Source organism: Halalkalibacter flavus (assembly GCF_036663575.1).
In the GTDB taxonomy this organism is placed as follows: domain Bacteria; phylum Bacillota; class Bacilli; order Bacillales; family Bacillaceae_D; genus Halalkalibacter; species Halalkalibacter flavus.
Genome location: NZ_JAWRVK010000028.1, coordinates 11,621 through 37,520 on the forward strand (window position 1 = coordinate 11,621; position 25,900 = coordinate 37,520).

Genomic DNA, 25,900 nt, shown 5'->3' on the forward strand with positions numbered 1-25,900 from the left:
AGAATGTCAGAAGCTTATAAAAAAGCAGGAGTCAGTCTTGAAGCAGGTTACGAAGCAGTTGAGCGAATGAAGAGTCATGTAAATAGAACAAAACGTTCTGGAGTCATGGGATCACTTGGTGGTTTTGGAGGAATGTTTGATCTATCTACATTAAATCTAAAGGAGCCAGTACTTGTTTCTGGAACTGATGGAGTAGGAACAAAGCTTATGCTTGCCTTCATGCTAGATCGTCACGATACAATTGGTGTCGATGCCGTTGCGATGTGTGTAAATGATATTGTTGTTCAAGGAGCAGAGCCGCTCTACTTTCTAGACTATATTGCATGTGGCAAAGCGGTTCCTGAACGTTTAGAAGCAATCGTTAAGGGGGTAGCTGATGGCTGTGAACAAGCAGGTTGTGCTCTTGTTGGTGGAGAAACAGCAGAAATGCCTGGAATGTATAGTGAAGAAGAATATGATCTAGCTGGGTTTGCAGTTGGCGCTGTTGAAAAGCAGCAAATTATCACTGGTGAAAAAATCAAACCAGGAGATGTGGTCATTGGTCTTTCTTCTAGCGGACTGCACAGCAATGGTTTTTCATTAGTTAGAAAAGTTTTCCTTCATGATCATTCATTTTCTTTAAATGATCAAATCGAGGAGCTAGGAAAAACATTAGGAGAAGAGCTGTTAACTTCAACGAAGATTTATGTGAAGCCTTTGCTCGCTTGCTTGAAGAACCATACTGTCCATGGAATGGCACATATCACTGGTGGTGGATTTTATGAAAATATTCCACGTATGTTACCGGCTGGTGTTTGTGTAAGTGTAGACAACGGATCATGGCCGGTTCCTCCTATTTTTAACTTGCTTCAAAAGTATGGCGAGTTAACGGAAAAGGAGCTGTTCTCAACATTTAATATGGGGATTGGAATGGTATTAGTCGTTCCTGAGGAAGAACATATACCAGTTCTACGTACACTTGAGGAGAATGGTGAATCCGCACATATTATAGGACGAGTAGAAGAGGGTACAGGTGTTACCATTGGAGGCATTGAGTAATGATGAAAATCGCTATTTTTGCTTCAGGGAGTGGGACGAATGCCGAAGCAATTATTCATGCTGCTAGGGACGGACTCCTTGATGTCGAAGTTGCTCTCATTGTTACAGATAAACCAAAAGCAAAAGTTATTGAAAGAGCGAATCTGTTCAACATTCCCTGTTTCATTGCTGATCCAAAAACGTATGAAACGAAGGCTGACTTTGAACAAGATGTCATACGAGAATTGGAAAAATGTGAAGTCTCATTTGTTGTGCTAGCGGGGTATATGAGGTTAATAGGTCCTACTTTGCTAAATGCATATGAAGGAAGGATGGTTAATATTCATCCTTCTTTGCTTCCTTCTTTTCCTGGGTTAGATGCGATTGGACAAGCGTTTAAAGCAAAGGTGAAGATTACAGGAGTTACCATTCATTACGTCGATGCGGGTATGGATACGGGTGAAATTATTGCACAGGAACCTGTACGAATTGAGGAAGATGACACGGTTGATTCCTTGCAGAAGAAAGTCCAGGCAGTTGAACACGAACTATATCCTAAAACAATTCAAACAATCATAGATCGTACGAAAGAGGTTGGGTAATTGATGAGTAAAAGAAGAGCGTTAGTAAGTGTTTCAAATAAGGAAGGCATTGTTGAGTTTGTCGAAGCTCTTGTCGCAAAAGGCTTTGAAGTAGTTTCTACTGGCGGAACAAAGAAAGCTCTACAAGAGGCAGGAGTACCTGTTATTGGTATCTCAGAAGTGACAGGATTCCCAGAAATTTTAGATGGTCGAGTGAAAACTCTTCACCCGAATATCCATAGCGGGTTGCTTGCAATGAGAGAGCGTGCTGAGCATCAAGAACAACTAGCTGAACATAATATTTCACCTATTGATTTAGTAGTCGTTAACTTGTATCCATTCAAAGAGACGATTGCAAAACCAAATTGTACATTTGCAGATGCAATTGAGAACATCGATATTGGCGGACCTAGTATGCTTCGTGCAGCAGCAAAGAATCATCAGCATGTAACCGTTGTTGTTGATCCGAAAGATTATCCAACTGTCATTGAAGAACTTTCTAATGAGCAAGATGTAACGGTCGAAACGAAGCGTCGCTTAGCAGCGAAAGTATTTAGACATACAGCAGCTTATGATGCATTAATTGCTGAATATTTAACAGAAGCTGTAGGTGAAGTGGAGCCTGAAACATTTACAGTGACATATGAGCGTAAGCAAGGTTTACGTTATGGAGAGAACCCTCATCAAAAGGCAACATTCTATAAAAAGCCTTTAGCTGATGAAAGCTCGATTGCTAGTGCGGTTCAACTTCACGGAAAGGAACTTTCATATAACAACATTCATGATGCTGATGCAGCTCTTGCTATAGTAAAAGAATTTGATGAGCCAGCTGTTGTGGCAGTTAAGCATATGAATCCATGCGGAGTTGGTACAGGTGAATCCATTGAACAAGCTTATGGGCGTGCATATGAAGCTGATCCTGTTTCGATTTTTGGTGGTATAGTCGCTGCAAACCGCGAAATTGATGAGGCAACGGCAGTAAAAATGAAGGATATTTTCCTTGAGATTATTATCGCTCCTGCTTTTACACAAGAAGCACTTGATGTATTAACAGCAAAGAAAAATTTACGTCTGTTAACTGTTCCAATGACTAAGCAAGAGCAACCTGAAGCAATGCTAACATCGATTCATGGTGGTCTTTTAGTTCAAGATGAAGATCATTATGGAATTGACGAAGCAACAATTTCAATCCCAACAGATCGTAAGCCAACTGATGCAGAGTGGGAAGCTCTTAAATTAGCGTGGAAAGTTGTTAAACATGTGAAGTCAAATGCAATTGTATTAACAAATGGACAAATGACTGTCGGTGTTGGAGCAGGACAAATGAACCGTGTTGGTGCTGCTGATATTGCTATTACGCAAGCTAGTGAGCGAATTGAAGGAGCTGTAATGGGTTCAGATGCCTTTTTCCCAATGGGGGACACTGTAGAACTTGCCGGTAAAGCAGGTGTAACAGCTATTATTCAACCAGGTGGTTCAATCCGTGACGAAGAATCCATAGAAATGGCTAATAAATACGGAATTGCAATGGTTATGACAGGAGTAAGACACTTTAAACATTAAAGGAGTGTTCAAATGAAAGTTCTTATTATTGGTAGTGGCGGTCGCGAACATGCCATTGCTTGGAAAGTTGCCCAAAGCAATCAGGTTTCAGAAGTGTTTGTTGCACCAGGAAATGAAGGAATGGTTGATGTAGCAACACCAGTTCAGATTAATGAAAATGATTTTGATGGACTTATTGCTTTTGCAAAAGAACAAGAGATTGGATTAACGATCGTGGGTCCAGAGGTTCCTTTACTTGGAGGAGTTGTTGACAGATTCCAAGAAGAAGGGTTGCGTATCTTTGGCCCGAAAAAAGAGGCTGCTATGTTAGAAGGTAGTAAATCTTTCGCCAAATCGATTATGAAAAAATACAATATCCCAACTGGAAGCTATGAAACATTCACGGATTATGATGAGGCTGTTGCTTATGTGAAAAAGCAGGGAGCACCAATCGTGATAAAAGCTGATGGATTAGCAGCTGGAAAAGGCGTTGTTGTAGCAATGACTGAAGAGGAAGCGATCAATGCTCTTTCTTCCATGTTAATGGATCTTGTGTTTGGGGAGGCAAGTGCACAAGTTGTTATTGAAGAGTATTTAGAAGGTGAAGAGCTTTCCCTGATGGCATTCGTTCATCATGACAAAGTTATCCCTATGGTTGGTGCTCAAGATCATAAGAGAGCACTTGACGGTGATCAAGGTCCAAATACAGGAGGAATGGGAGCATACTCACCAGTGCCGCAATTTTCTAGTGAGGATGTTGCTGAAGCGGTAGAAAAAGTTCTTCAACCAACAGCCGATGCTTTAATTAAAGAAGGGACTCCATTTACAGGAATTTTATATGCTGGATTAATGATGACGTCAGCCGGGCCAAAAGTAATTGAGTTTAATACTCGATTTGGTGACCCAGAAACACAAGTTGTCTTGCCGCGTTTAAATTCGGACCTGGTAGAAGTGTATACATCTTTATTAGATGGAAAAACACCTACATTAGAATGGTCAGAAGATGAAGTGGTAGGTATTGTTTTAGCAAGTGAAGGGTATCCTGGGTCCTATAAAAAAGGGACAGTGATTGAGGGATTAGAGGAACTTGAAGAAGACATGTTAGTCTTCCATGCGGGTACAAAAAAGGAAGAAGGCAAGTGGAAAACGAACGGTGGACGAGTTTTGCTAATTGCAACAAAAAAAGCGTCATTGCTAAAAGCGCAACAACGTGTGTATGATCAAGTGAAGAAAGTAAGTACAGACGGCTTATTTTATCGTAAAGATATTGCGCATAAAGCTATTTCACGCGTCTCTTCCTCATAAACAAATAAATAAGAGCAACGATACTTCCAATGACCATAATATAAATAAAAAGAGTGTCAGTTGCATATTCCTGAATATTAAACATGGGATTTCCTCCTAAAAAATTGAATCATAAACCGTATAAGATCACGTTTGATGATCTTATACGGCTTCTTTTTGTTTTACATATTACTCACTGTGACTATCATGATGACAAGCATGATCTTGCATCGTTTCCATTTTCTGCTCAGCCAAGTAAGTTAAAGGGCAGAATCTTGTAATCCCTTCTGCAGCTTTCATACTTCCACAGACTGCTGCAAAAAGAGGCACATTATCGTTTGGTCTTTTAACAAGTTTAGAGGTAGACCAAGCAAGGATTGTGAAACCCATTGTGATACGACATAATGCATCTATACGACCGATATTTGGTTTCATAATTAGATCCACCTTTCACATGTTTGTCAATCTTCCAATTATTTTTGTTAAGATATTTAACAAAGTAGTAAGCGAATTCCCAGATTTGTGGTACTATTATAAAAAAGGAAATGATGAAATGGGTGATGACAGGATGACTGAGAGACTTTACCGCTGGACAAAACAACGATTACGGCAGCAATTAGCTGTAGTAAAAGGAGAAAAATCTCCTTCACTTGTCCTCCGAAATGCAACTTATTTAAATTTTGCACGCCGAAAATGGCTTACAGCTAATATATGGATATCTGAAGACCGAATCGTGTACGTAGGGAATGAAATGCCTGCGACGTTAACTAATACAGAGATTGTTGATTGTGATAACAAATTGGTTGTACCAGGATATATTGAGCACCATGCTCACCCGTTTCAACTTTATAATCCCCATAGCTTCGCTAAGTATGCGTCAGGAAGAGGGACAACAACACTGATCAATGATAATCTAATGTTCTTTTTACATCTTGAAAAAAAGAAAGCGCTTACTTTGATAGAAGCTCTTGATGAGTTACCAGCTTCTATGTATTGGTGGTCGCGCTATGATGCACAAACGGAACTTCGAGATGAAGAACCATTAACGAATTCAAAAATGAAAGAATGGTTAGAGCATCCTCTTGTGTTACAAGGAGGAGAATTGACTTCTTGGCCTAAAGTGTTAGAAGGTGATGATTCTACGCTTCACTTAATGCAAGAAACGACAAGACTCCGTAAACCGATTGAAGGACATTTGCCAGGTGCTTCAGAGAGAACGTTAGCACAAATGGCACTTTTAGGTGTCACATGCGATCATGAAGCTATGACTGGAGAAGAGGCAGTAAGACGTCTAGACTTAGGGTATACAACGTCGTTACGACACTCCTCAATCCGCCCAGATTTACCTAAGTTGCTTAAGGAAATGCAAGAGCTGGGGGTTGATTATTTCGAAAGGTGTCTTATGACCACAGATGGTTCTCCACCTGCTTTTTATGAAAAGGGGGTAATGGATCAATTAATTAAGATCGCATTAGAAAGTGGATTAGACCCAATTGATGCATATTCAATGGCTAGTTATAATGTGGCGAAATATTACCATATTGATCATAAACTTGGAATGATTGCTCCAGGTAGAATTGCACATATAAATATTCTTGATGATATTAACAATCCGTTACCAAGCTCTGTTTTAGCAAAAGGGAAATGGGTTGTAAGAGACGGGGAGCATATTGATCAGTTTGGCGATTTTCCGTGGGAAGATTACGGAATAGAGCCATTTAAGATTGATTGGAATTTATCAGAAGATGATCTCCATTTTTCGATGGCAATGGGTATTGAAATGACAAATTCTGTTATTTTGAAACCGTATCAAATCCCGATTGAAAGTACAGATAAAGTATTAAGTACCAATCATGATGAGAGCTTCTTCGTGATGATGGATAAATATGGAAAGTGGCATATTGCTACAATGATTAAAGGGTTTGCTACACATGTATCAGGTTTTGCTAGTTCGTTTTCCAATACAGGTGACGTAATCCTCATTGGAAAAAATGTTTCAGACATGATTGCTGCTTTTAATGCTTTAAAAGAGCAAGGTGGAGGAATGACCTTGGTCGAAGATGGAAAGCTTATTGGTCAAATACAATTAGAGATATTTGGAACATTATCTAAAAAGTCGATGGAAGGCGTTATGGAAGATGAAAAGAAATTTGTTACGTTATTACGTGATCGGGGCTACAAATTTGAGGATCCAATTTATAGCCTGCTATTCTTCTCGTCAACACATCTTCCATATATCCGTGTCACACAAAGAGGAATTTATGATGTGAAAAAGAAAACGGTACTCTTTCCTGCGATTATGCGTTAAACTAAGAAAGGACACTTTTTTAGTTTAGTGAGTTAATTGAAAAAAGGTCGTGTAATAATGAAGAAAGTATGGAAATTCCCCCTTTTGTTATCTGCTTTTTTAATAGTAGGGGGATGCAGTAATAATGACCAAATAAAAGAAGAGACAGTGGAAGAAGTATTTGTGGAAGAGGAGCTGGCTGAAGCTCCTTCCTATACATATCCACTTAGTGGCATGGAAGCAGAAGAAGAGGCTAATCACCGTATCATTAGCGTTTTGATTAACAATGACCCTGCTGCACGTCCACAAACTGGTTTAAGCCAAGCAGATATTGTTTACGAGTTATTAGCTGAAGGGACGGTTACTCGCTTTGTTGCTCTTTACCAGAGTCAATTTCCAAACAAAGTTGGTCCTGTTCGAAGTGCTAGAGAGTACCATGTTGATTTAGTGCACGGATTTGATGGGATGCTTGTTGCTCATGGTTATAGTCCTACGGCAAAGAAGCTCCTAAGTGAAGGGAAAGTTGATCATATTAATGGTATTTCCTATGATGGGTCACTTTTTAAGCGAGCGCCTGAACGTAAGGCACCCCATAATTCATACATTACGTATGAGGATATGATCCAAGGCTTTGTAAATGAAAAAGGCTATGTTATAACAGGAGAGGTTCCAGCCTTAGACTTTTATGAAAATGAAGATATTCATATCGTTGGCAATAAAGCAAGTGAGATTGAAGTGAATTACTTAGGGAAAAATCATATTCAATATGTCTATGATGAAGCCTCAGGGTATTACGAGCGTTTTAATGGTGAACGAAAGACTGTTGAATACGAAACAAATGATCCCGTTCTCTTGTCAAATGTTCTTGTTTTAGAAACGGAACACCGTGTATTAGATGATCACGGACGACGGGCTATCGATTTAACATCAGGTGGAAGAGCGATCCTTTTCCAAAGTGGCATTATGAACGAAGTATCTTGGGAAAATCGTAATGGACAGCTTATTCCAGTTCATGATGGAGAACCAGTAAAGCTAAAACCAGGTCAAACGTGGATTAATATCGTGCCGTCAAATCCCGGGATAAAAGAGGCACTTTCGTATGACTAATGTATTGTTAAGGAAGGTTGTGTACAGATGCAAATAGATAAATTACGTGGCAAAGAGCTAGATCAACTATTTAAAGCCATTTTATCACTTAAAGATCTTGAGGAATGTTATGAGTTTTTTGATGATCTATGTACCATTAATGAGATTCAATCATTAGCCCAACGCTTAGAAGTAGCCAGAATGTTACAAAATGGCTATACGTATCATAAAATTGAAACGGAAACAGGGGCGAGTACAGCGACTATTTCACGTGTTAAACGTTGCCTGAATTATGGAAATGACGGCTACAAAATGACCTTAGATCGTGTGAGTGAACAAGAGGTTGAAGTGAAAGAATAAAAAATCACAGGGGTTCCTGTGGTTTTTCTTTTTGTTTATGTAGTTGGTCATATACATAGATTAAGAAAAACTCATAAGTAAGAGTAGTATGAATGTAAGAAAACCTTGCTGAGTGCGTGTATTTCAGTACGATTCGTACTACAATAGATAAACCATGATGTAAAGAACGGGGTGTAATAGCATGAATCAAGTACTGAAAAAACGAATCGCTGCAGCAACAAAAAGAGAGAAAGCAGAAGTGGTTGTAAAAAATGCAAAAATAATTGATGTTTTTACCTTAACGACGTATGAAGCAGATGTTGCAATTACAGATGGAATGATTGTCGGTATTGGTAAATATGAGGGATGTAGCGAGATTGATGCGAAAGGAGCGTATATGGCTCCAGCATTTGTAGACGGGCATGTTCATATCGAATCTGCGATGGTCCCGCCTGAGGAATTCACAAAAATTGTTGTTCCTCGCGGTGTCACAACAGTAATGGCTGATCCTCATGAAATTGCTAATGTCGGTGGGTTTGAAGCCGTGAAGTATATGATTGAAGCAGCTAAAGATCTGCCTCTTGATATTAAGATGATGGTCCCCTCATGTGTACCAGCAACAAATTTTGAACATAATGGGGCTGATTTAACGACAGCTGAGATTGAGAAGTTATTTGATGAGCATGACGCCTATGGACTTGCAGAGGTGATGGATTATCCGGCTGTTTTGTATGGAGAAGAGACAATGATGAATAAACTTACAGCGGCATGGAACCGCAAAAAGACAATTGATGGGCATGCTGCAGGGTTAGATAACACCGGTTTGAATGCTTATCGTGTTGCGGGGATTAGCAATGATCATGAAGCTGTTACTGCAAAAGAGGGCCTAGATCGCCTTCGTCTAGGAATGTATTTGCTCATGCGTGAGGGAACTGCAGCAAAGGATATTGAGGCACTGCTTCCAATTTTAACTGCGCAAAATGCAAGACGCTGTGTGTTTGCTACCGATGATAAGCATCTTGACGACTTACTAAATGAAGGATCGATTGATGCAAGCGTAAGAAAGGCGATTAAGCTCGGAGTTGACCCGATGCAAGCTATTCAAATGGCTAGTCTAAATGCAGCTGAGTGTTTTAAATTGGAAGGGAAAGGAGCAATTGCACCAGGTTATGAAGCAAACTTTCTTCTAATACGTGATTTGGAAGAGGTTGATATCACAGCTGTCTATGTTAAGGGAGAGTGTGTAGCTGAAAATGGCAAGATGACTTATACGGTACGAGAGCCAATCACACCTCCTGCATACCTTTTAGAAAGTGTAAGGTTAGAACCATTGACGCCTGCAAAGTTAAATTTACCCGTTAATGGAAATCAGGCTCATGTGATTGGTGTAACTCCTGGATCAATTGTTACTAGCCACTTAATAGAAGAGGTTCAGGTAGAAAGTGGATTGTTCAAGCCGTCCGTTGCAAACAATCAATTAAAGTTAGTTGTTGCTGAAAGGCATCATAAGCTAGGACATGTAGGCGTTGGTATTGTGAAAGGAATACCCATTCAAGCGGGAGCGATTGTTGCAACCGTGGCACATGATTCCCATAATATCGTAGCGTGTGGAACGGACGATGAAAGTATTCTCACTGCTGTTGAACAAGTTGCAAAAGGACAGGGTGGAATTGCGGTTGTAAGAGGAAAAGAAGTATTAGCTAATCTCCCTTTGCCTCTAGCTGGTTTAATGTCACTTGAACCATTTGATCACATTAACGATTCACTAAAGAAGCTCGAAGAAGCATTAAAGGCAATTGGATTCAAGGAATATTGGAACCCATTTTTAACGCTTTCGTTCCTTGCTTTGCCAGTCATTCCTTCATTAAAATTAACAGATACCGGATTGTTTGATGTGAAAAACTTTACACATATTGACGCTTCAGCGAGCGAATAATAGTGAGAGCCATCAAGCGAAAAGTTATTCATTCGTTTGATGGCTTTTTAGTTTCATATCTAAGTAAAGACCAATTCGTTGTATTGGATCTTTGAGATCGGTATTTGCAATTTCCTGAATCCTTTTTAGACGATAACTTAGAGTATTGACGTGAATATGCAGCTCCTTTGCTGCTTCATTCATATTTCCATCTCTGTTTAGAAAAACATCAAGCGTTTTATATAGCGAGGTCGCATGTTGTTGATCATAGACCTGTAAAAGAGTTAAAGCTGGATTCATGACAAGGTCTTCATTGTGATTGTGTAACACGTCAAGATGGCGAAAGACTCCTAGTTCGTGGTAAAAAAATGCTTTTTGTAACTCCGTTAATCCATTCGATTTGATTTGGACGACTTTTTGAGCTTCCTGATAACTCTGTGTTAGCTTAGAGTAATCTGTATATAAATACCCGCATCCAATAAACAGGTTATGAATATTAAATCGCTCACTCATTTGACACTGAATGGTCTCCATGAATTGGGTCAGTTCTAATTGATTTTTTGTTGTTTCAGCTATAGGACTTATTAAACATATAAGTTGATTGTCATCAACTGTATCAATTAACATACTCACTTTACTCGTCGTTTTCACAATATACATGACATTTCGATACAAAACATCTGTCATTTCTTGAAACCGTATGAGCATAAAGGCTAACGGTTTTGAATCAATAATCCCGATCTTATCTAATAGTAGAGTCGTTCCTTCATGTGAATTCGTATCACCTGTAATGATTTGCCATAAGACCTCTTGGTGGTTTTTCTCCCGACGTTTCTTTTGTAAATTTAACTGAAGTAAGAGGTTTTTTGCTTTTGTAGCAGCAACCTTTAATAGTTGTTTCTCTGCTTTCGATAATTTCGTATCAATTTCGATAACCCAAATATATCCAAGTACTTCTTGGTTTTTTCGTATGGAGATTGCCACTCGATTACGTAAGCCCAAATCCACAATGCTACTAATTTCTATAGGATCATCGCTTTGGTTTAAAGTGGGGATGACTCCTTCTTTCCAAAAGCGGTTAACGAGTTTTTCAGGAACACGTCTTCCGATAATCGTTGAAATTCGGGCAGCATCTGTTCCATCATCATGGGAACTATAGGCTAGTAATTGATGATTGGCATCCTCAAGTGTGACAGGACAAGCTAAAACGTCACTTATCGTATCAACAAAATCTTCAAGTGAATCGAAGACACGATCAAATTTATTTGAATTCATCAATGACCCCCTACTTTTTTGTTTTCGTAGTGATACTATAGCATAATTTAAGAGAAACTGAGTATACTGTACTTGCTTATTATAGATTAGTTTCAACGTAAATTTGATCGATTTGTCCGAATGTTTGCTACTTTATTTATCAAATATAAAGGGGTGGCTCTGATGACGGAAAAAGAGATTCAGTTTGGTGAAAAGGGGCAATTAGCTGGTTCGCTCTCCTTTCCAGAAACATCACCTGTCGCGTTACCTGCTATTCTTATTATTGCTGGTTCAGGCCCGCTTGACCGGAATGGAAATGGAACAAAAAAAGGTCAAATGTTGCATCTTTACAACCAGCTTGCTGCTTGTTTAACGGAATGTGGGTTTGTCGTATTGCGCTATGATAAACGGGGGACGGGAAAAAGTAGTGGAGATTTCATAAAGACTGGGTTTTGGGACTTAATTGACGATGCAAAGGCTGCAGTTCATTTTCTACGAGACCAACCAATTGTTGATCGAAATAAAGTATTTATACTCGGACATAGTGAAGGGTGTATGTTAGCTCCTGAAGTAGCTAAGGGAGAAGATATACAAGGGTTAATTTTTGTTGCTGGTGCTGCGCAGTCATTAGCTGATGCTCAAAATTATCAAAGGGAGTTAATTGTAGATTCATTTCAAAAAACAAAAGGGTTAAAAGGAAAGCTAATTCGTCTGCTTAACGTAACAGATAAAGTGAAAAAACAAGGTCAGAAATTTGATAGGAAAGTATCAATGACTAAAAGAGATGTTATTCGCTATCAAGGGGTTAAAATCAATGCAAAATGGTTTAGAGAGCACTATGAGCATGACGTCTATCAAAGCCTAGCAGAAGTAACTTGTCCAATCCTTGCTGTTACAGGCTCTAAAGATGTGCAAGCGACACCTGAACAAGTGTATGAGGTCAAAAAGTATACAACCGTCGAGACAGAAACCCATATTATTAAAGGAATGAATCACATGCTTCGGGATCAAGATGAGGACGCGAATATTTTGCATTTGAAAAAAGTATACAAAAGTATCGGGGAGAAGCCGTTGTCTAAAGAGTTGCTTACGGTTGTGAAAAGATGGTTAGACCGACATGTCTGAAGGGTGGAAGTAAATAGTAATCGCCATAATTTTAGTCAACTTGGTGGAATATCTTATATTTGTTAATCTAACGTGGGCTCTAATTGCATTTGGTGTTTATGCTGTTGGCTTAGTTGGGTTGCTTGTAATTTATATAGTTGAACAGAGAAAAGAAAAAAAGGAGGAAATGGATTATGATGATAGTAACTACTGAACAAGTAGCAGGCTATGACATAAAAGAGGTATTGGGATATGTCAAAGGTAGCACGATTCAAACAAAGCATATTGGCCGTGATATAACAGCGGGATTAAAAGGAATCGTCGGAGGAGAGATTAAAGGCTACAACGAAATGATGACGGAAGCACGTAAGTTGGCGGTACATCGAATGGTGAAAGAAGCAGAAGAGAAAGGTGCCAATGCAGTCATTGGGATGAGGATGCAAACTTCAACCGTCATGGCAAATGCAGCAGAGATTATTGCTTATGGTACAGCCGTTGTGATTGAGAAAAAATAGTTTCTTTTCAAAATGGTCCGCTCATGAAGAGAATGGGTGGGGCATTTTTTATTTGAAAAATAGTCAAATCTCGGTAGCGCGTCTTAGAAAACGATAGAATCTCGCCTTATTTCCTCGTAATTTTAACCAATATTACGCTGACCTTCAATCAGCTTAAAAGATTAGGAAAGATTGCTGAATTTGCGTTCATATCATTTTTAATTTTTTTTAAATTATATGATTTAATAAAAAAGTATTTATTGGTAAGAGGTTATTACAATAAATATAAATTAGAAAAAGGAAGTGTTTGTTATTTCTGATAAAGGTGAAAGTGATAGGTCGATTTTTAAAGTATCAGTAGGGATTGCGGTTATTTTTGTTTTAATAGGAGTTTTGATCCCGAATCAACTAGAGGCAGCAATGGCAGTAGCGCAAAGCTTTGTTCTTGAGTCATTTGGTTGGTTTTATCAATTGGTTGCTACTTTCTTTCTGTTGTTTGCAACATTCATGATCTTTAGTAAATACGGGAAAATCAAACTTGGGAAACCAGATTCCAAGCCTGAATATAGTCGTCCAGCTTGGTTTGCAATGTTATTTTCAGCTGGGATGGGTATTGGTCTTCTATTTTATGGCGTATCTGAGCCAATTGCTCACTTTTCTTCGCCACCTACAGGAGAAGGAAGTACGGAACAGTCAGCAATTGTTGGAATGCGTTATACATGGCTTCATTGGGGATTACATGCATGGGCAATATATGCGATTGTCGCATTAGCACTTGCTTATCAGAGATTTAGGAAAGACGCGCCAGGTTTAATGAGTGCGACTCTTTACCCTGTACTTGGTGAAAAGGTGAAAGGTCCGATTGGACAAACGATTGATGTTGTTGCGGTATTTGCAACTTTGTTTGGGGTAGCAGCATCGCTCGGATTAGGGTCACAGCAAATAAATGCAGGTCTAGAATATTTGGTGGGGATTCCAAATAACTTTATGGTACAAATGATTATTATGGGTATCATAACTGTTCTTTTCATCATTTCAGCGAATACAGGAATATCTAAAGGAATTAAGTATTTAAGCCTTGCAAACATGTCAATTGCAACGGTATTGTTTTTTGCTATGTTAATTCTTGGTCCGACGCTATTCTTGCTTAATATGTTTACAACGAGTTTAGGGAGCTATTTACAAAATCTCATTCCAATGGGCTTACGTCTAGCGCCTTTTGATGCTGACGAGGCAGCATGGACACAAGGGTGGACAGTGTTTTACTGGGCATGGTGGGTTTCATGGACTCCATTTGTTGGAATGTTCATTGCTCGTGTGTCTAAAGGGAGAACAATTCGTGAATTTACGGTAGCCGTTCTTCTTGTACCTTCCGTTGTGTGTGCGATTTGGTTTACTGTTTTCGGTGGTACTGGGATTTTTCTTGAGGTTACACAAGGATTAAATGTATCAGGACAAGCACTTGAAACAGCCCTTTTCTTTGTATATCAGCAGCTGCCACTCGGGATTATTTTATCGATCTTAACAGTTGCTTTAATTACAACGTTCTTTGTTACTTCAGCAGATTCGGCAACCTTTGTTCTAGGGATGCAAACAACGGGAGGAAAGTTAAACCCATCAAACCGAGTGAAGGTAACGTGGGGATTAATTTTAGTCGCATCAACCGCTGTATTAATGGCATCAGGTGGACTAGCTGGTCTGCAAACAGCAATCATTGTTAGTGCTCTTCCACTATCCTTCATTGTTCTTGCCATGTGTTACGGACTTGTGAAAGAATTGAATCAAGAACTTAAAGGGCAAAGCAAGGATCATGAAAAAGAAAGAACACTTAAAAGGAAAATAGCTGGTTAGAGTAACTTATAATGCTAAATTACTAGGTTCATTCCACATGTAATAGAATTGAGGGATGAACCTAGTTTATTATTTTTTAAGATTTTACGGACCTTTTTCCTTGCAACAGGATGAATATTCCTTTAATATATACAATATATCGTATTAGTGATGTGTTCTTACAACTATATATTGATTACGCGAAATGAACGGTGTCAAATAGACTTAATAGGGAATCTGGTAGAAAGCCAGAACTGCCCCCGCAACTGTAAGTGTGGACGAAATGAGGTACCCACTGTGCTCTATGGTTAGATTTAGCTAGCTTGCATGGGAAGGCTCAAAGTAGGGTGAAGCACAAGTCAGGAGACCTGCCGTCATTTTCAAGTCAGCTATCTTCGGGGTGTAAGAAGTGAGACGGCAAAGAAGGCCAAAGTGTATTTTGGTCGGATAAGTCTTACTATTTACGCCGTTTTACGCTCTTTCTCAACTCTCGAGAAAGGGCGTTTTTTATTACCATTAAGGAGGAAGATCAATGAAGAGTATGACAACGACAACATTATTTGATTATGCATCATCTCAGATTGATGTATTTGTTAATTTATTTCCAAACCTCGATTTTACGGCTTATAAGGAAAAGATTGAACAAGCTATCTCTGTAAAAGAAGACATGTCAGAAGATCAGCTTAATCATTTGTTAGTTTTGTCTTCGGTAGAAAGGATTTCAGTAGAAGAGCCAGATTGGACGTTTGTTGCAGCTAATGTTTTTTTAAAGCAGCTATATAAAAGAGCAGCTCATTCAAGAAACTATGATGCTAGCTTAAGGTATGGATCCTTTTATCAACTAGTTCAAGAGTTAACGGGGATGGGGATATATTCAGATCAGATCTTGCAAGAGTATTCGAAAGAAGAACTAGAAGAACTTGAACAGGAGATTGTTCCTGAGCGCGATTCGTTGTTTACATACATTGGCTTGTTAACATTAGCCGATCGTTACTTAGCTAAATCGCATAGTGGGAAGCTGTATGAACTTCCTCAGGAGCGTTTTATGATTATTGCAGCGATGTTAATGGTTAAAGAACCGAAGGAAAAACGAATAGGTCTTATAAAAGAAGCTTACTGGGCTATTTCTAATTTATATATGACGGTGGCAACTCCAACTCTATCAAATGCTGGGAAAAGCTATGGTCAATTATCGAGCTGCTTTATTGATACCGTTGATGATAGTCTCAGAGGGATTTATGATAGCAACACGGATATTGCAACTCTGAGTAAAAGCGGAGGAGGAATCGGAGCATATTTAGGAAAGCTGCGCAGCCGTGGAAGTGATATAAGAGGTTTTAAAGGAGTATCGTCCGGTGTCATCCCGTGGATGAAACAGCTAAATAACACGGCAGTAAGTGTCGACCAGTTAGGTCAAAGACAGGGTAAACTTTTGCCCCTATAGTAGGGTGACCACTATAGAAAACTCCGAATATGCTGGAACGCCGTCAACAGCCTTCTCTAGTAAGCTATATGGGAAACTATATAGCTATCTGAAAATGGGAAGGACAAGGTGGTAATCAGCAGGGCTGATTTCTAAGTCTTATTGATATGAAATCCCCTCAACGACTGACGAGGAGCATCTTTTAATAAGATGATGATACAGTCTAGTCCCCTAATAAATATCGGGAAACCGAGGGTAGTAACGGCAATTAGTGTTTATTTAGATATATGGCACCGCGATATTTTTCATTTTTTAGCAGTCAAATTAAATAATGGTGATGAGAGGCAGCGTACCCATGATTTATTTACAGGTGTCTGCTTGCCTGATTTATTTATGGAAAAAGTTGAAGCCAGACACGAGTGGTATTTATTCGATCCCCATACGATACGCCAAACGTTAGGTTTTAGTTTAGAAGATTATTATGATGAAGAAAAAGGAAAGGGAAAGGGAAGTTTCCGAGAAAAGTACAGAGAGTGTGTGGAAGCAGCAAACAACGGATTACTAGGTGAGAAAGGATTACTGTGGGAAGTTGTTCCATCCATTGATATTTTTAAAGAAATCTTAAAGAGTCAGCTCGAGACAGGTACACCATATATGTTTTATAGGGATACGGTAAACCGTTCCAACTCCAATCGTCATCAAGGAATGATTTATTGTAGTAATTTGTGTACAGAGATTACGCAAAATATGAAAGCAACGACCGTTATTGAGGAAAAAACGGAAGATGGCAAGATTATTGTAGTCAAAGAACCTGGAGACTTTGTTGTTTGTAATTTGTCTTCTATTAATCTAGCTAAAGCTGTTACAGAAAATGTCCTTGAAAGACTAATCCCAATTCAAGTTCGAATGCTTGATAATGTCATTGATTTAAATAATATTCCAGTTCCGCAAGCTCAAATAACCAATCAAAAGTATCGTTCTATTGGGTTAGGTACATTTGGCTGGCATCACTTACTAGCTCTTAAAGGGATCAAATGGGAATCAGACGAAGCGGTAGAATACGCAGATAACTTGTATGAGAGTATTGCCTATCTGACGATTAGTGCAAGTAATGAGCTGGCAAAGGAAAAAGGAGCCTATCCACTTTTTGAAGGGTCTGATTGGGAAACAGGTGACTATTTTAATAATCGTCAATATACAAGTGAAGAGTGGACAGAGCTTCGTCAAAGTGTAAGGGAAAAAGGGATTCGAAATGCGTATTTAATGGCTGTGGCGCCGAATTCGACAACAGCAATTATTGCAGGGACAACGGCATCGATTGATCCTATTTTTAAGAAAGAATACTCAGAGGAGAAAAAGAACTACAAAATCCCGGTCACAGCTCCAGACCTATCGCCGCAAACGACGTGGTATTACAAGTCCGCATATGAAATCGATCAACTTTGGAGCATTAAACAAAATGAAGCACGCCAACGCCATATTGACCAATCTATTTCATTTAACTTTTATGTTAAAAATACAATAAAAGCAAAAGATTTACTGAATTTGCATATTGAGGCTTGGAAGTCAAACCTGAAAACGACTTATTATACAAGGTCTACTTCGATGGTTGAAATTGAAGAGTGTGAAAGTTGTTCTTCTTAATCTATTATTAGTGAGGTTTAGAATATGAATCATAATACATTACAATCTCGTAAATTATATGACCCAACGGCACCAAATGCCTCGACAGGGATTATTAATGGTAGAAGTTCTAATATTTTAAATTGGGATGATGTTCGCTTTACATGGGCCTATCCAATGTACAAAAATATGCTCGCAAACTTCTGGACTCCATTTGAAATTAATATGTCTAATGATATTAAGCAGTGGCTTCAGCTTTCTGAAGATGAAAGGTATGCATTCAAAAAAATTATTGGTTTGCTTGCTTTTTTAGATAGTGTCCAAACAGATTATTCAGGGAAAGTGGCTGGGTATTTAACGGATTCTAGTCTCGCTGCATTAATGCAAGTCCTATCGTTTCAAGAAGTCGTTCACAATCAGTCATACTCATACGTCTTATCAAGTCTCGTACCTAAACAGGAACAAGATGAAATCTTTGAGTATTGGAAGCACGACTCTATCTTGAGGGAGAGAAACGATTTTATCGCAGAAGGGTATCAACGCTTTGTTGATAACCCAACACCCCAAACGTTTCTAGAATCAATTGTATTTGACGTCATTCTTGAGGGACTTAATTTTTATTCAGGATTTGCATTCTTTTACAACTTGGCAAGAAACCAGAAGATGGTGTCATCAAGTACGATGATTAATTATATTAATCGGGATGAACAATTACACGTGAATTTGTTTTCTCATATTTTTAAAGAGTTATTACATGAGAATCCAGAACTTAACACACCTCGGAATCACAAATTTGTTCAAGATACATTTAGACGAGCTGCCGAATTAGAAATACAATGGGGCAGGTCGATTATTGGAGATAAGTTAGAAGGTATTAATATGAATGAACTTGAGAGCTACATTAAGTTCATAGCTAATAAACGTGTTAATCAACTAGGGATCGAACGCCCTTACGAAGGCTATCGTCAAAATCCGATGAAATGGATAAAGGCTTATGAAGATGTCGATAGTGGCAAAAGTGATTTCTTTGAACAAAAATCACGTCAATATGTGAAAGTATCAGATGTGAATGGGTTTGATGAGTTGTAATAGTCCTATTAAATAAACGTTTATTTAAGGAGAAGAGCATCTTTCAGTTTGAAATTGGAAGAACTCTTCTTTTTTTCTTATTGGGAACCAGAGCCGCTGACAAACCTTTTGAAAGTTACTCAGTGAAGCCGCAATGGCTTCACTCGTTGCGCTAAAGTCGGCTGCCGGTGCAAAGCAAGTTTGCACCTATGAAACCCACTCATAGCAGGCTTTAAAAAACTGGCAACGGTTCCGCTCATTGCTTCTAGAGCACTGAAAAAGGAAAAAACGCCCTTTTTCAGTGCTCTCGGCGACAACCATACTTTTCTTTGATATAATGTCTGTTCAGATAGGTACTTACTTGGAAATAATGATAAGCAGGAGTGATAATGATGCTAGAGTACAAAGAGTGGCGACATGTATTTAAGCTCGATCCGAACAAAGATATATCAGATGAAGCGTTAGAGGCGATTTGTGAGTCTGGTACGGATGGACTTATTATCGGAGGAACGGATGGAGTAACGCTTGATAATACATTGCAGCTGCTTGCCAGAGTCAGGCGCTACACGGTGTCATGTGCGCTAGAGGTATCGAATATTGAGGCAATTACTCCTGGGTTTGATTATTTCTTCATTCCATCTGTTTTAAATAGTCGGGATGTAAGGTGGATTTCTGGTTATCACCATCAGGCGATCAAAGAATATGGTGCTATCATGAATTGGGATGAGATTGTCGTTGAGGGCTATTGTATTTTGAATCCCGAAGCGAAAGCGGCCAAGCTTACTGAAGCGAATACTGAGCTTTCGGATGAAGATGTTGTTGCATATGCACGAATGGCAGAGAAGCTCTACCATTTTCCGATTTTTTATGTAGAATACAGTGGAACTTACGGCGATGTCGATATCGTAAAAGCAGTCTCTAATGTTTTAGATGAAACGAAGTTATTCTATGGCGGTGGCATTCACTCTGTGGAACAGGCGAAAGAAATGGCTCAATACGCCGATACGGTGATTGTTGGTAATATAATCTATGAAGATTTAAAAGCAGCTCTTGAAACGGTTCATGCAGTAAAAGAAGCGTTGAAATAAAGCTCTTTTCAAAGTAAAATAAAAAACAAGAACAAGTGTTTGGTGGTGAGGGTGTGCAAGCGAAAATAATTGAAAAAATGTTAGCAGGGTTAAATCCTGAGCAGAGGCAAGCAGTCACTCATACGGAAGGACCACTGTTGTTAATGGCTGGTGCTGGAAGTGGGAAGACGCGTGTACTTACGCATCGCATTGCTTACTTATTAAGAGAAAAAGAAGTTGCTCCGTGGAGTGTACTTGCGATTACGTTTACAAATAAAGCTGCTCGTGAAATGAAGGATCGTGTCGCAGGACTTGTTGGACCTGTGGCTGAGGACATTTGGATCTCGACATTCCACTCTATGTGTGTACGGGTTTTACGTAGAGACATTGACAGAATTGGCTATAATCGTAACTTTACAATATTAGATTCAGGAGATCAGTTAACAGTCATTAAGCAAATATTAAAGAATAAAAACATTGATCCGAAGAAATTTGAAGCACGCAGCATTCTTGGGACGATAAGTAGTGCAAAAAATGAACTGAAAAAGCCCGATCAGTTTGCTAAAACAGCAACAGGTCCTTATGAGCAAACAGCGGCTGAAGTTTACGAAGAGTATCAAAAGCAATTAAAGAAGAACCATGCGCTAGACTTTGATGACCTTATTATGAAGACAATTGAGTTATTTAAACTTGTTCCGGAAGTATTGGAATTCTATCAACGGAAATTCCAGTATATCCTTGTTGATGAGTATCAAGATACGAACCGTGCTCAATATATGCTCGTAAATATGATTGCGGAGCGGTTCAAAAACCTTTGTGTTGTTGGTGACTCGGATCAATCCATTTACCGTTGGCGTGGAGCTGATATTTCTAACATCCTCTCATTTGAAGAAGATTACTCGAACGCAAAAGTAATCTTGCTCGAACAAAACTATCGCTCAACGAAAACCATTTTGCAAGCAGCCAACCGTGTTATTGAAAACAATCCAAACCGAAAGAAGAAAAATCTTTGGACAGAAAATGATGCTGGTTGTGGAATTGGTTATTTTGCAGCAGATACGGAGCAATCAGAGGCTCAATTTGTTGTAGAGCGAATTAGAGAAGCGATGCAGAAGGATGACTATACTTATTCTGATATTGCAATTTTATACCGTACGAATGCACAATCGCGTGTAATTGAGGAATTTTTTGTAAAGTCTAATATTGACTACAACATTGTCGGGGGAACTAAGTTCTATGATCGTAAAGAGATTAAAGACGTATTAGCTTATTTACGTTTAATTGCTAACCCAGATGATGATATTAGTTTGCAGCGAATTATTAATGTTCCTAAGCGTGGAATTGGTGCGACTACGGTAGATAAGATTGGTGCCTTTGCCATTGAGCAAGGAATCTCCATGTTTGCTGCTCTTCAGGAAGTAGAGCAAATTGGATTAACTGGTCGTACAGTAACAAAATTGAGAGATTTCTCGGATCAACTAGGGCATTGGATACAAATGCAAGAATATTTATCTGTCACAGAATTAGTGGAAGAGTTACTAGAACGGACAGGCTATCGTGAAATGTTGAAAAACGAAAATTCGATTGAAGCTCAAAGCCGGTTGGAAAATATCGATGAATTTATAACAGTAACAAATGAATTTGAAAAACAAAATGAGGACAGATCACTCGTTGCTTTTTTAACAGATCTTGCATTAGTAGCGGATATTGATAAATTAGACGATGAAAATGAAGGCAAACCAAAAGACGCGATTACGTTAATGACGCTTCACTCAGCGAAAGGTCTAGAATTTCCTCTTGTGTTCCTAATAGGAATGGAGGAAGGTATATTCCCGCATAGTCGCTCTTTGTTCGAGGAAGAGGAAATGGAAGAAGAGCGAAGGCTTGCTTATGTTGGTATTACAAGGGCTGAGAAACAGCTGTATTTAACGAATGCAAGGCTAAGGACAATGTATGGTCGGACAAGTTCGAATCCACCTTCACGTTTCATTGCTGAAATTCCACAGGAGTGCTTAGAGCCTTTAAATGAAGAGAAGCAAGCGCCAGATTGGATGAAGACATCACGCAAGAGCCCAACTCAGGTGCAACGTTCAAGAACGATTGAAAGACCGAGAACGGTGCAAACAGGTGGAGAAAGCTTTTCGTGGAGTGTTGGTGATAAAGCGGCGCATAAGAAGTGGGGAGTTGGGACGGTTGTCAGTCTAAAAGGTGAGGGCGAATCTCTCGAGTTAGATATTGCGTTCCCGAATCCAACAGGTGTGAAGCGATTATTTGCCAAGTTTGCCCCCATTACAAAACAGTAATTTTATTCAAGAGTGACTGACGATCGTTTCAGTCACTCTTGATTGTGAAAGAAAGGACGAAAGCAATGGAGCAATTACAGGCTGAGAAACGAATAGAGGAACTTAGGAAGTTGTTAGAAGAGTATGGCCATCATTATTATGTTCTAGATAAGCCGCTAGTTTCTGATGCGGAATACGATAATCTTATGCAAGAACTATTGAAACTTGAAGGGGAATACCCTGAATTTTTCAGTGAGGATTCTCCATCCGTAAGAGTAGGTGGAGAGCCGTTGCCATTCTTTGAAAAGGTCGAACACCGTATTCCGATGCTTAGCTTAGGTAATGCCTTTTCAGACAGTGATTTACTTGATTTTGATCGTCGTGTAAAACAATTGGTTGGCGATGATATTACGTATAGCTGTGAACTAAAAATAGATGGCTTGGCTGTATCGCTAACGTATGAGAATGGGAAATTTGTTCGTGGAGCTACACGTGGCGATGGAACAGTTGGTGAGGATATTACAGCAAATCTTAAAACGATTCCAGCCATTCCCCTTCGTTTAAGTGAACCTGTAACGATTGAAGTACGAGGAGAGGCGTATATGCCCAAAGGTTCATTCGAAGCATTAAATGAGTTAAAAGAAAGAGCTGGGGAGGAGAAGTTTGCTAACCCGCGTAATGCTGCCGCTGGTTCATTAAGACAATTGAATCCGAAGCTTGCTGCTAAACGTAATCTTTCTATCTTTGTTTATGCCATTGGTTCTTTGGAGGATAGGGAAATTGAGTCGCACATGAAAGGGCTTGAGTACTTGCAAGAGCTTGGCTTTCGTGTGAACCAGGAAAGCAAGCATTGTGCTAATATTGAAGAAGTGATTGCTTATACAGAAGAATGGGTGGAAAAAAGAGCAGATCTCCCATATGACATTGATGGAATTGTCATTAAAGTTGATAAATTAAATCAACAGAAAGAATTGGGATTTACTGCCAAAAGTCCAAGATGGGCAACGGCATTTAAATTCCCAGCAGAAGAAGTTGTGACAAAGCTTGAGGATATTGAATTGAGCATCGGACGCACGGGTGTTGTGACACCTACTGCTCTTTTAACACCAGTTACCGTTGCGGGTACAACAGTAAAACGAGCTTCGCTTCATAATGAAGATTTAATTCGAGAAAAGGATTTAAAACTTGGGGATTCTGTCGTCATAAAGAAAGCAGGAGATATTATCCCTGAAGTGGTGAATGTATTAGCTGAATTACGAGATGGAAGCGAACGCGATTTCCATATGCCGACACATTGCCCAGCTTGTGAAAGTGAACTCGTTAGGTTAGAAGGAGAAGTGGCGTTAAGGTGTATTAACCCGCAATGTCCCGCTCAAATTCGGGAAGGGTTAATTCACTTTGTCTCAAGAAATGCAATGAACATTGATGGTTTAGGTGAAAAAGTGATCAGTCAATTGTTTGAACATGATCTTGTTCGTAATGTCGCTGACATTTATAAATTGAACCGAGATGAGCTGTTGCAATTAGAAAGAATGGGCGAAAAATCTGTAGACAATTTGCTTGAAGCAATTGAAAAAACAAAGGATAATTCACTTGAGAGACTTTTATTCGGTCTTGGAATTCGTTTTGTTGGAGCGAAAGCAGCAAAAACCCTAGCGATGGAATTTGAAACGGTCCATAAAATAGTTGAGGCGACAGAAGAAGAGTTAGTAGCTGTAAATGAAATCGGTGAAAAAATGGCTGCGTCGATTAGACGTTATTTTTCTACACAGGAAGTGTTAGAGTTAATTAACGAGCTAGAGTCATTGGGAGTAAATATGAATTATAAAGGGCTTAAAGCTCCTTCTGAATCAGAAGTCTCTGATAGCCTGTTTGTAGGAAAAACGGTTGTCTTAACAGGAAAGCTTGAGCAGCTTACGCGTGGTGAAGCGAAAGAGAAGATAGAAGCACTTGGTGGAAAAGTGACAGGAAGTGTGAGTAAGAAAACAGATCTAGTCATTGCTGGAGAAGATGCCGGGTCTAAACGCACGAAGGCTGAGGAATTAAATATTGAGATTTGGGATGAAGAGAAGCTTATTGAAGCGGTCAATAAGTAAACGAGAGTAAGAGAGAGGAGGGAGATTGTATGCTAAAGAAGTGGGGAATTTCTTTTTTGCTCCTTGTGCTATTGTCAGGGTGTTTTCCTATAACACCTCAAGAAGAGGAACAAATGTTAGAGGAAACAGATCAAAATCAGGATGAACAAGTAGTAGAAGTTGTGCCACAAATTATTACTCCTGATAATTATTATCAAAGTGTATTATATGATGGAGCTTATAAGCACGGGGAATCGAGAGGATTTGGAAACGCAGTTGTATACAATCGGCTTGATTTAGGGCAGCTTGAAATTGGATTAACGCGAATTGCCCAAGAGTATTTTGACCAAGAGAATTATTTCTTTAGAGAAGGACAGTTTATTAAAAGGAATACGTTAAATAGTTGGCTTATGAGGTATCATGAAGAGGATAACCCCCAAGGTATAAATCCACCCCTTGGTGAGGGGGCAACGATGCGAGAGCGGGAAGAAAGTCAACCACGTTATTTATCCCATATTTTGGAACATAACTATCTTGTGGAAAATGAAAATGGTCAATTGAACCTCGGTGGAATTGTGATTGGGCTTTCGATGAATAGTGTTTATAACTTTCGAGTAGAGGATGACCAAGGGCGATATAACCGTTATGAACTACCGATTCCGGACGATGTAATTGAACGAGAAGGACAAAAGATTGCAAATGAAATTTTAGCAAGACTTCGTTCAGATATGATGGAAGAAGGAGCATTTCAGGATATTCCTATTGTCTTTGCTCTTTTCAGAGAACAACCTCGTGAGTCTGTGATCCCAGGTCATTTTATAGCAAGGTCTAAAGCTGAGCCAAGAAGTGATCTTGAAAGATGGCAACGTATCAATGAGCGCTATTACTTGTTCCCATCAAGTGAAGCCAACCAAGAAGCTCGTAATGAAGCTGACCAATTCCAACGGTTTAAAGATGATGTACAGTCGTTTTTTGATAACTTTATCGGTGTAGTTGGAAAAGGCCGATATGTTGATAACCAAATTCAAGAATTGCAAATTGAAATACCGCTTAGGTTCCAAGGAAAAGCAGAAATTGTTGCATTGTCACAGTATGTAGCAAGTCAAATTCAGCAAAGATTTCAAGCAAATTATAAAGTGAGTGTAACGATCACTTCTGTTTCTGGAAATACAGAAGCTATTGTTGTTCAAAATCCGAATGATGATCCATTTATTCATGTGTTTGATTAAGGAAAAGGACTTTGTCGACTCCTTTAAGGGGTTAGCAAAGTCCTTTTCCTTGTTTAAGAGAAAAACCATCATTATAATGGAGCTCGGTTTGACTGTAAATGAATTTGTGAGGTTTCGTGCCAATGTGAAAAAATGTCGAATAACAGAGAATTTTACTTAAAAAAACTATTTATTAATTGTAATGTACATGATATATTTATTTCGTTCCATAACTTGTAGGATGTCAGATGTCTGACAAAGGGTGCCTTGATTATTAATTTGGACCAATACATAACAACATGATTTTACTAGTAGGCAAACAGATTTTAGCCAAATAGGAATAGAACTTAAGCATCGTGAAAACCTATGCAGAGAACTAGATGTCTACTAAGTATAGACAAGTGTGTCCGGACCAAATGAA

Annotated in this window: 19 protein-coding genes, 2 pseudogenes and 1 riboswitch; of the genes and pseudogenes, 18 read left to right on the forward strand and 3 right to left on the reverse strand. The window is 39.0% G+C overall.

The features are described 5' to 3' along the window. Positions 1–3 precede the first annotated feature (3 nt). The 4 genes from purM to purD are packed head-to-tail and all read left to right on the forward strand — an operon-like array spanning position 4 to position 4,445. Positions 4–1,038, forward strand: coding sequence for a phosphoribosylformylglycinamidine cyclo-ligase (gene purM, locus SAY88_RS16925; RefSeq protein ID WP_332633272.1), 1,035 nt, complete (start codon positions 4–6; stop codon positions 1,036–1,038). After that, entirely contained in the window at positions 1,038–1,619 is a 582-nt protein-coding gene (gene purN, locus SAY88_RS16930; RefSeq protein WP_332633274.1) for a phosphoribosylglycinamide formyltransferase, read from the forward strand. Before purM ends, purN begins: the two co-directional genes overlap by 1 nt. Before the next feature lie 3 nt (positions 1,620–1,622). Next, positions 1,623–3,161: a bifunctional phosphoribosylaminoimidazolecarboxamide formyltransferase/IMP cyclohydrolase gene (purH, locus tag SAY88_RS16935; protein ID WP_332633276.1), complete on the forward strand. Its 1,539-nt coding sequence runs from the start codon at positions 1,623–1,625 to the stop codon at positions 3,159–3,161. A 12-nt stretch (positions 3,162–3,173) separates the two neighbouring features. Further along, positions 3,174–4,445 (forward strand): phosphoribosylamine--glycine ligase, encoded by a 1,272-nt coding sequence (gene purD / locus SAY88_RS16940; protein WP_332633278.1) that lies wholly within the window; start codon positions 3,174–3,176, stop codon positions 4,443–4,445. Here the strand turns inward: purD and SAY88_RS16945 are convergent. Both SAY88_RS16945 and SAY88_RS16950 read right to left on the reverse strand, forming a co-directional pair. Next, positions 4,420–4,530: an EYxxD motif small membrane protein gene (locus tag SAY88_RS16945; RefSeq protein ID WP_332633280.1), complete on the reverse strand. Its 111-nt coding sequence runs from the start codon at positions 4,528–4,530 to the stop codon at positions 4,420–4,422. The genes purD and SAY88_RS16945 overlap by 26 nt on opposite strands. An 83-nt stretch (positions 4,531–4,613) precedes the next feature. Further along, positions 4,614–4,859: a YgaP family membrane protein gene (locus tag SAY88_RS16950; protein WP_332633282.1), complete on the reverse strand. Its 246-nt coding sequence runs from the start codon at positions 4,857–4,859 to the stop codon at positions 4,614–4,616. A gap of 133 nt (positions 4,860–4,992) precedes the next feature. Between SAY88_RS16950 and SAY88_RS16955 the strand changes: the two genes are divergently transcribed. The 4 genes from SAY88_RS16955 (at position 4,993) to ade (ending at position 10,072) form a co-directional block, all read left to right on the forward strand. Next, positions 4,993–6,732 (forward strand): adenine deaminase C-terminal domain-containing protein, encoded by a 1,740-nt coding sequence (locus SAY88_RS16955; protein ID WP_332633284.1) that lies wholly within the window; start codon positions 4,993–4,995, stop codon positions 6,730–6,732. A gap of 57 nt (positions 6,733–6,789) precedes the next feature. Further along, positions 6,790–7,818 (forward strand): DUF3048 domain-containing protein, encoded by a 1,029-nt coding sequence (locus tag SAY88_RS16960; protein WP_332633286.1) that lies wholly within the window; start codon positions 6,790–6,792, stop codon positions 7,816–7,818. 27 nt (positions 7,819–7,845) lie between these two features. Beyond that, positions 7,846–8,157 (forward strand): YerC/YecD family TrpR-related protein, encoded by a 312-nt coding sequence (locus SAY88_RS16965; RefSeq protein ID WP_250096534.1) that lies wholly within the window; start codon positions 7,846–7,848, stop codon positions 8,155–8,157. A 181-nt stretch (positions 8,158–8,338) separates the two neighbouring features. Next, positions 8,339–10,072 carry an adenine deaminase gene (ade, locus tag SAY88_RS16970; protein WP_332633288.1) on the forward strand — a complete coding sequence of 578 codons (1,734 nt, stop codon included), beginning with the start codon at positions 8,339–8,341 and terminating at the stop codon, positions 10,070–10,072. Between the two features lie 24 nt (positions 10,073–10,096). On the opposite strand, the gene SAY88_RS16975 is transcribed toward ade, so the two are convergent. After that, on the reverse strand, positions 10,097–11,326 hold the full coding sequence (locus tag SAY88_RS16975) for a PucR family transcriptional regulator (protein WP_332633290.1): 1,230 nt from the start codon (positions 11,324–11,326) through the stop codon (positions 10,097–10,099). Between the two features lie 162 nt (positions 11,327–11,488). Between SAY88_RS16975 and SAY88_RS16980 the strand changes: the two genes are divergently transcribed. The 10 genes and pseudogenes from SAY88_RS16980 to SAY88_RS17025 all read left to right on the forward strand — a co-directional run bounded on the left by SAY88_RS16980 (position 11,489) and on the right by SAY88_RS17025 (position 25,500). Beyond that, positions 11,489–12,430 (forward strand): alpha/beta hydrolase, encoded by a 942-nt coding sequence (locus SAY88_RS16980; protein ID WP_332633292.1) that lies wholly within the window; start codon positions 11,489–11,491, stop codon positions 12,428–12,430. Between the two features lie 173 nt (positions 12,431–12,603). Next, entirely contained in the window at positions 12,604–12,924 is a 321-nt protein-coding gene (locus SAY88_RS16985; protein WP_332633294.1) for a YbjQ family protein, read from the forward strand. Positions 12,925–13,206: 282 nt separating this feature from the next. Then, positions 13,207–14,754: a glycine betaine uptake BCCT transporter gene (locus SAY88_RS16990; RefSeq protein WP_332633296.1), complete on the forward strand. Its 1,548-nt coding sequence runs from the start codon at positions 13,207–13,209 to the stop codon at positions 14,752–14,754. A 172-nt stretch (positions 14,755–14,926) separates the two neighbouring features. Continuing rightward, positions 14,927–15,123, forward strand: a riboswitch (cobalamin riboswitch). A 151-nt stretch (positions 15,124–15,274) separates the two neighbouring features. Beyond that, positions 15,275–16,153, forward strand: a pseudogene (locus SAY88_RS16995) (ribonucleotide reductase N-terminal alpha domain-containing protein); the annotation flags it as partial. A 201-nt stretch (positions 16,154–16,354) separates the two neighbouring features. Then, positions 16,355–17,800, forward strand: a pseudogene (locus SAY88_RS17000) (ribonucleoside-diphosphate reductase subunit alpha); the annotation flags it as partial. 24 nt (positions 17,801–17,824) lie between these two features. Continuing rightward, the gene (locus SAY88_RS17005; RefSeq protein WP_332633298.1) at positions 17,825–18,868 is read left to right on the forward strand and encodes a ribonucleotide-diphosphate reductase subunit beta; all 1,044 of its coding nucleotides are present in this window, start codon (positions 17,825–17,827) and stop codon (positions 18,866–18,868) included. 371 nt (positions 18,869–19,239) lie between these two features. Further along, positions 19,240–19,935: a heptaprenylglyceryl phosphate synthase gene (pcrB, locus tag SAY88_RS17010; RefSeq protein ID WP_332633336.1), complete on the forward strand. Its 696-nt coding sequence runs from the start codon at positions 19,240–19,242 to the stop codon at positions 19,933–19,935. 77 nt (positions 19,936–20,012) lie between these two features. After that, positions 20,013–22,217, forward strand: coding sequence for a DNA helicase PcrA (gene pcrA, locus SAY88_RS17015; RefSeq protein ID WP_332633338.1), 2,205 nt, complete (start codon positions 20,013–20,015; stop codon positions 22,215–22,217). Between the two features lie 65 nt (positions 22,218–22,282). Further along, a complete protein-coding gene (gene ligA / locus SAY88_RS17020) occupies positions 22,283–24,292 on the forward strand; it encodes an NAD-dependent DNA ligase LigA (protein WP_332633299.1) in 2,010 nt (669 codons plus the stop codon). Positions 24,293–24,321: 29 nt separating this feature from the next. Further along, a complete protein-coding gene (locus tag SAY88_RS17025) occupies positions 24,322–25,500 on the forward strand; it encodes a CamS family sex pheromone protein (protein WP_332633301.1) in 1,179 nt (392 codons plus the stop codon). Positions 25,501–25,900: the final 400 nt, after the last annotated feature.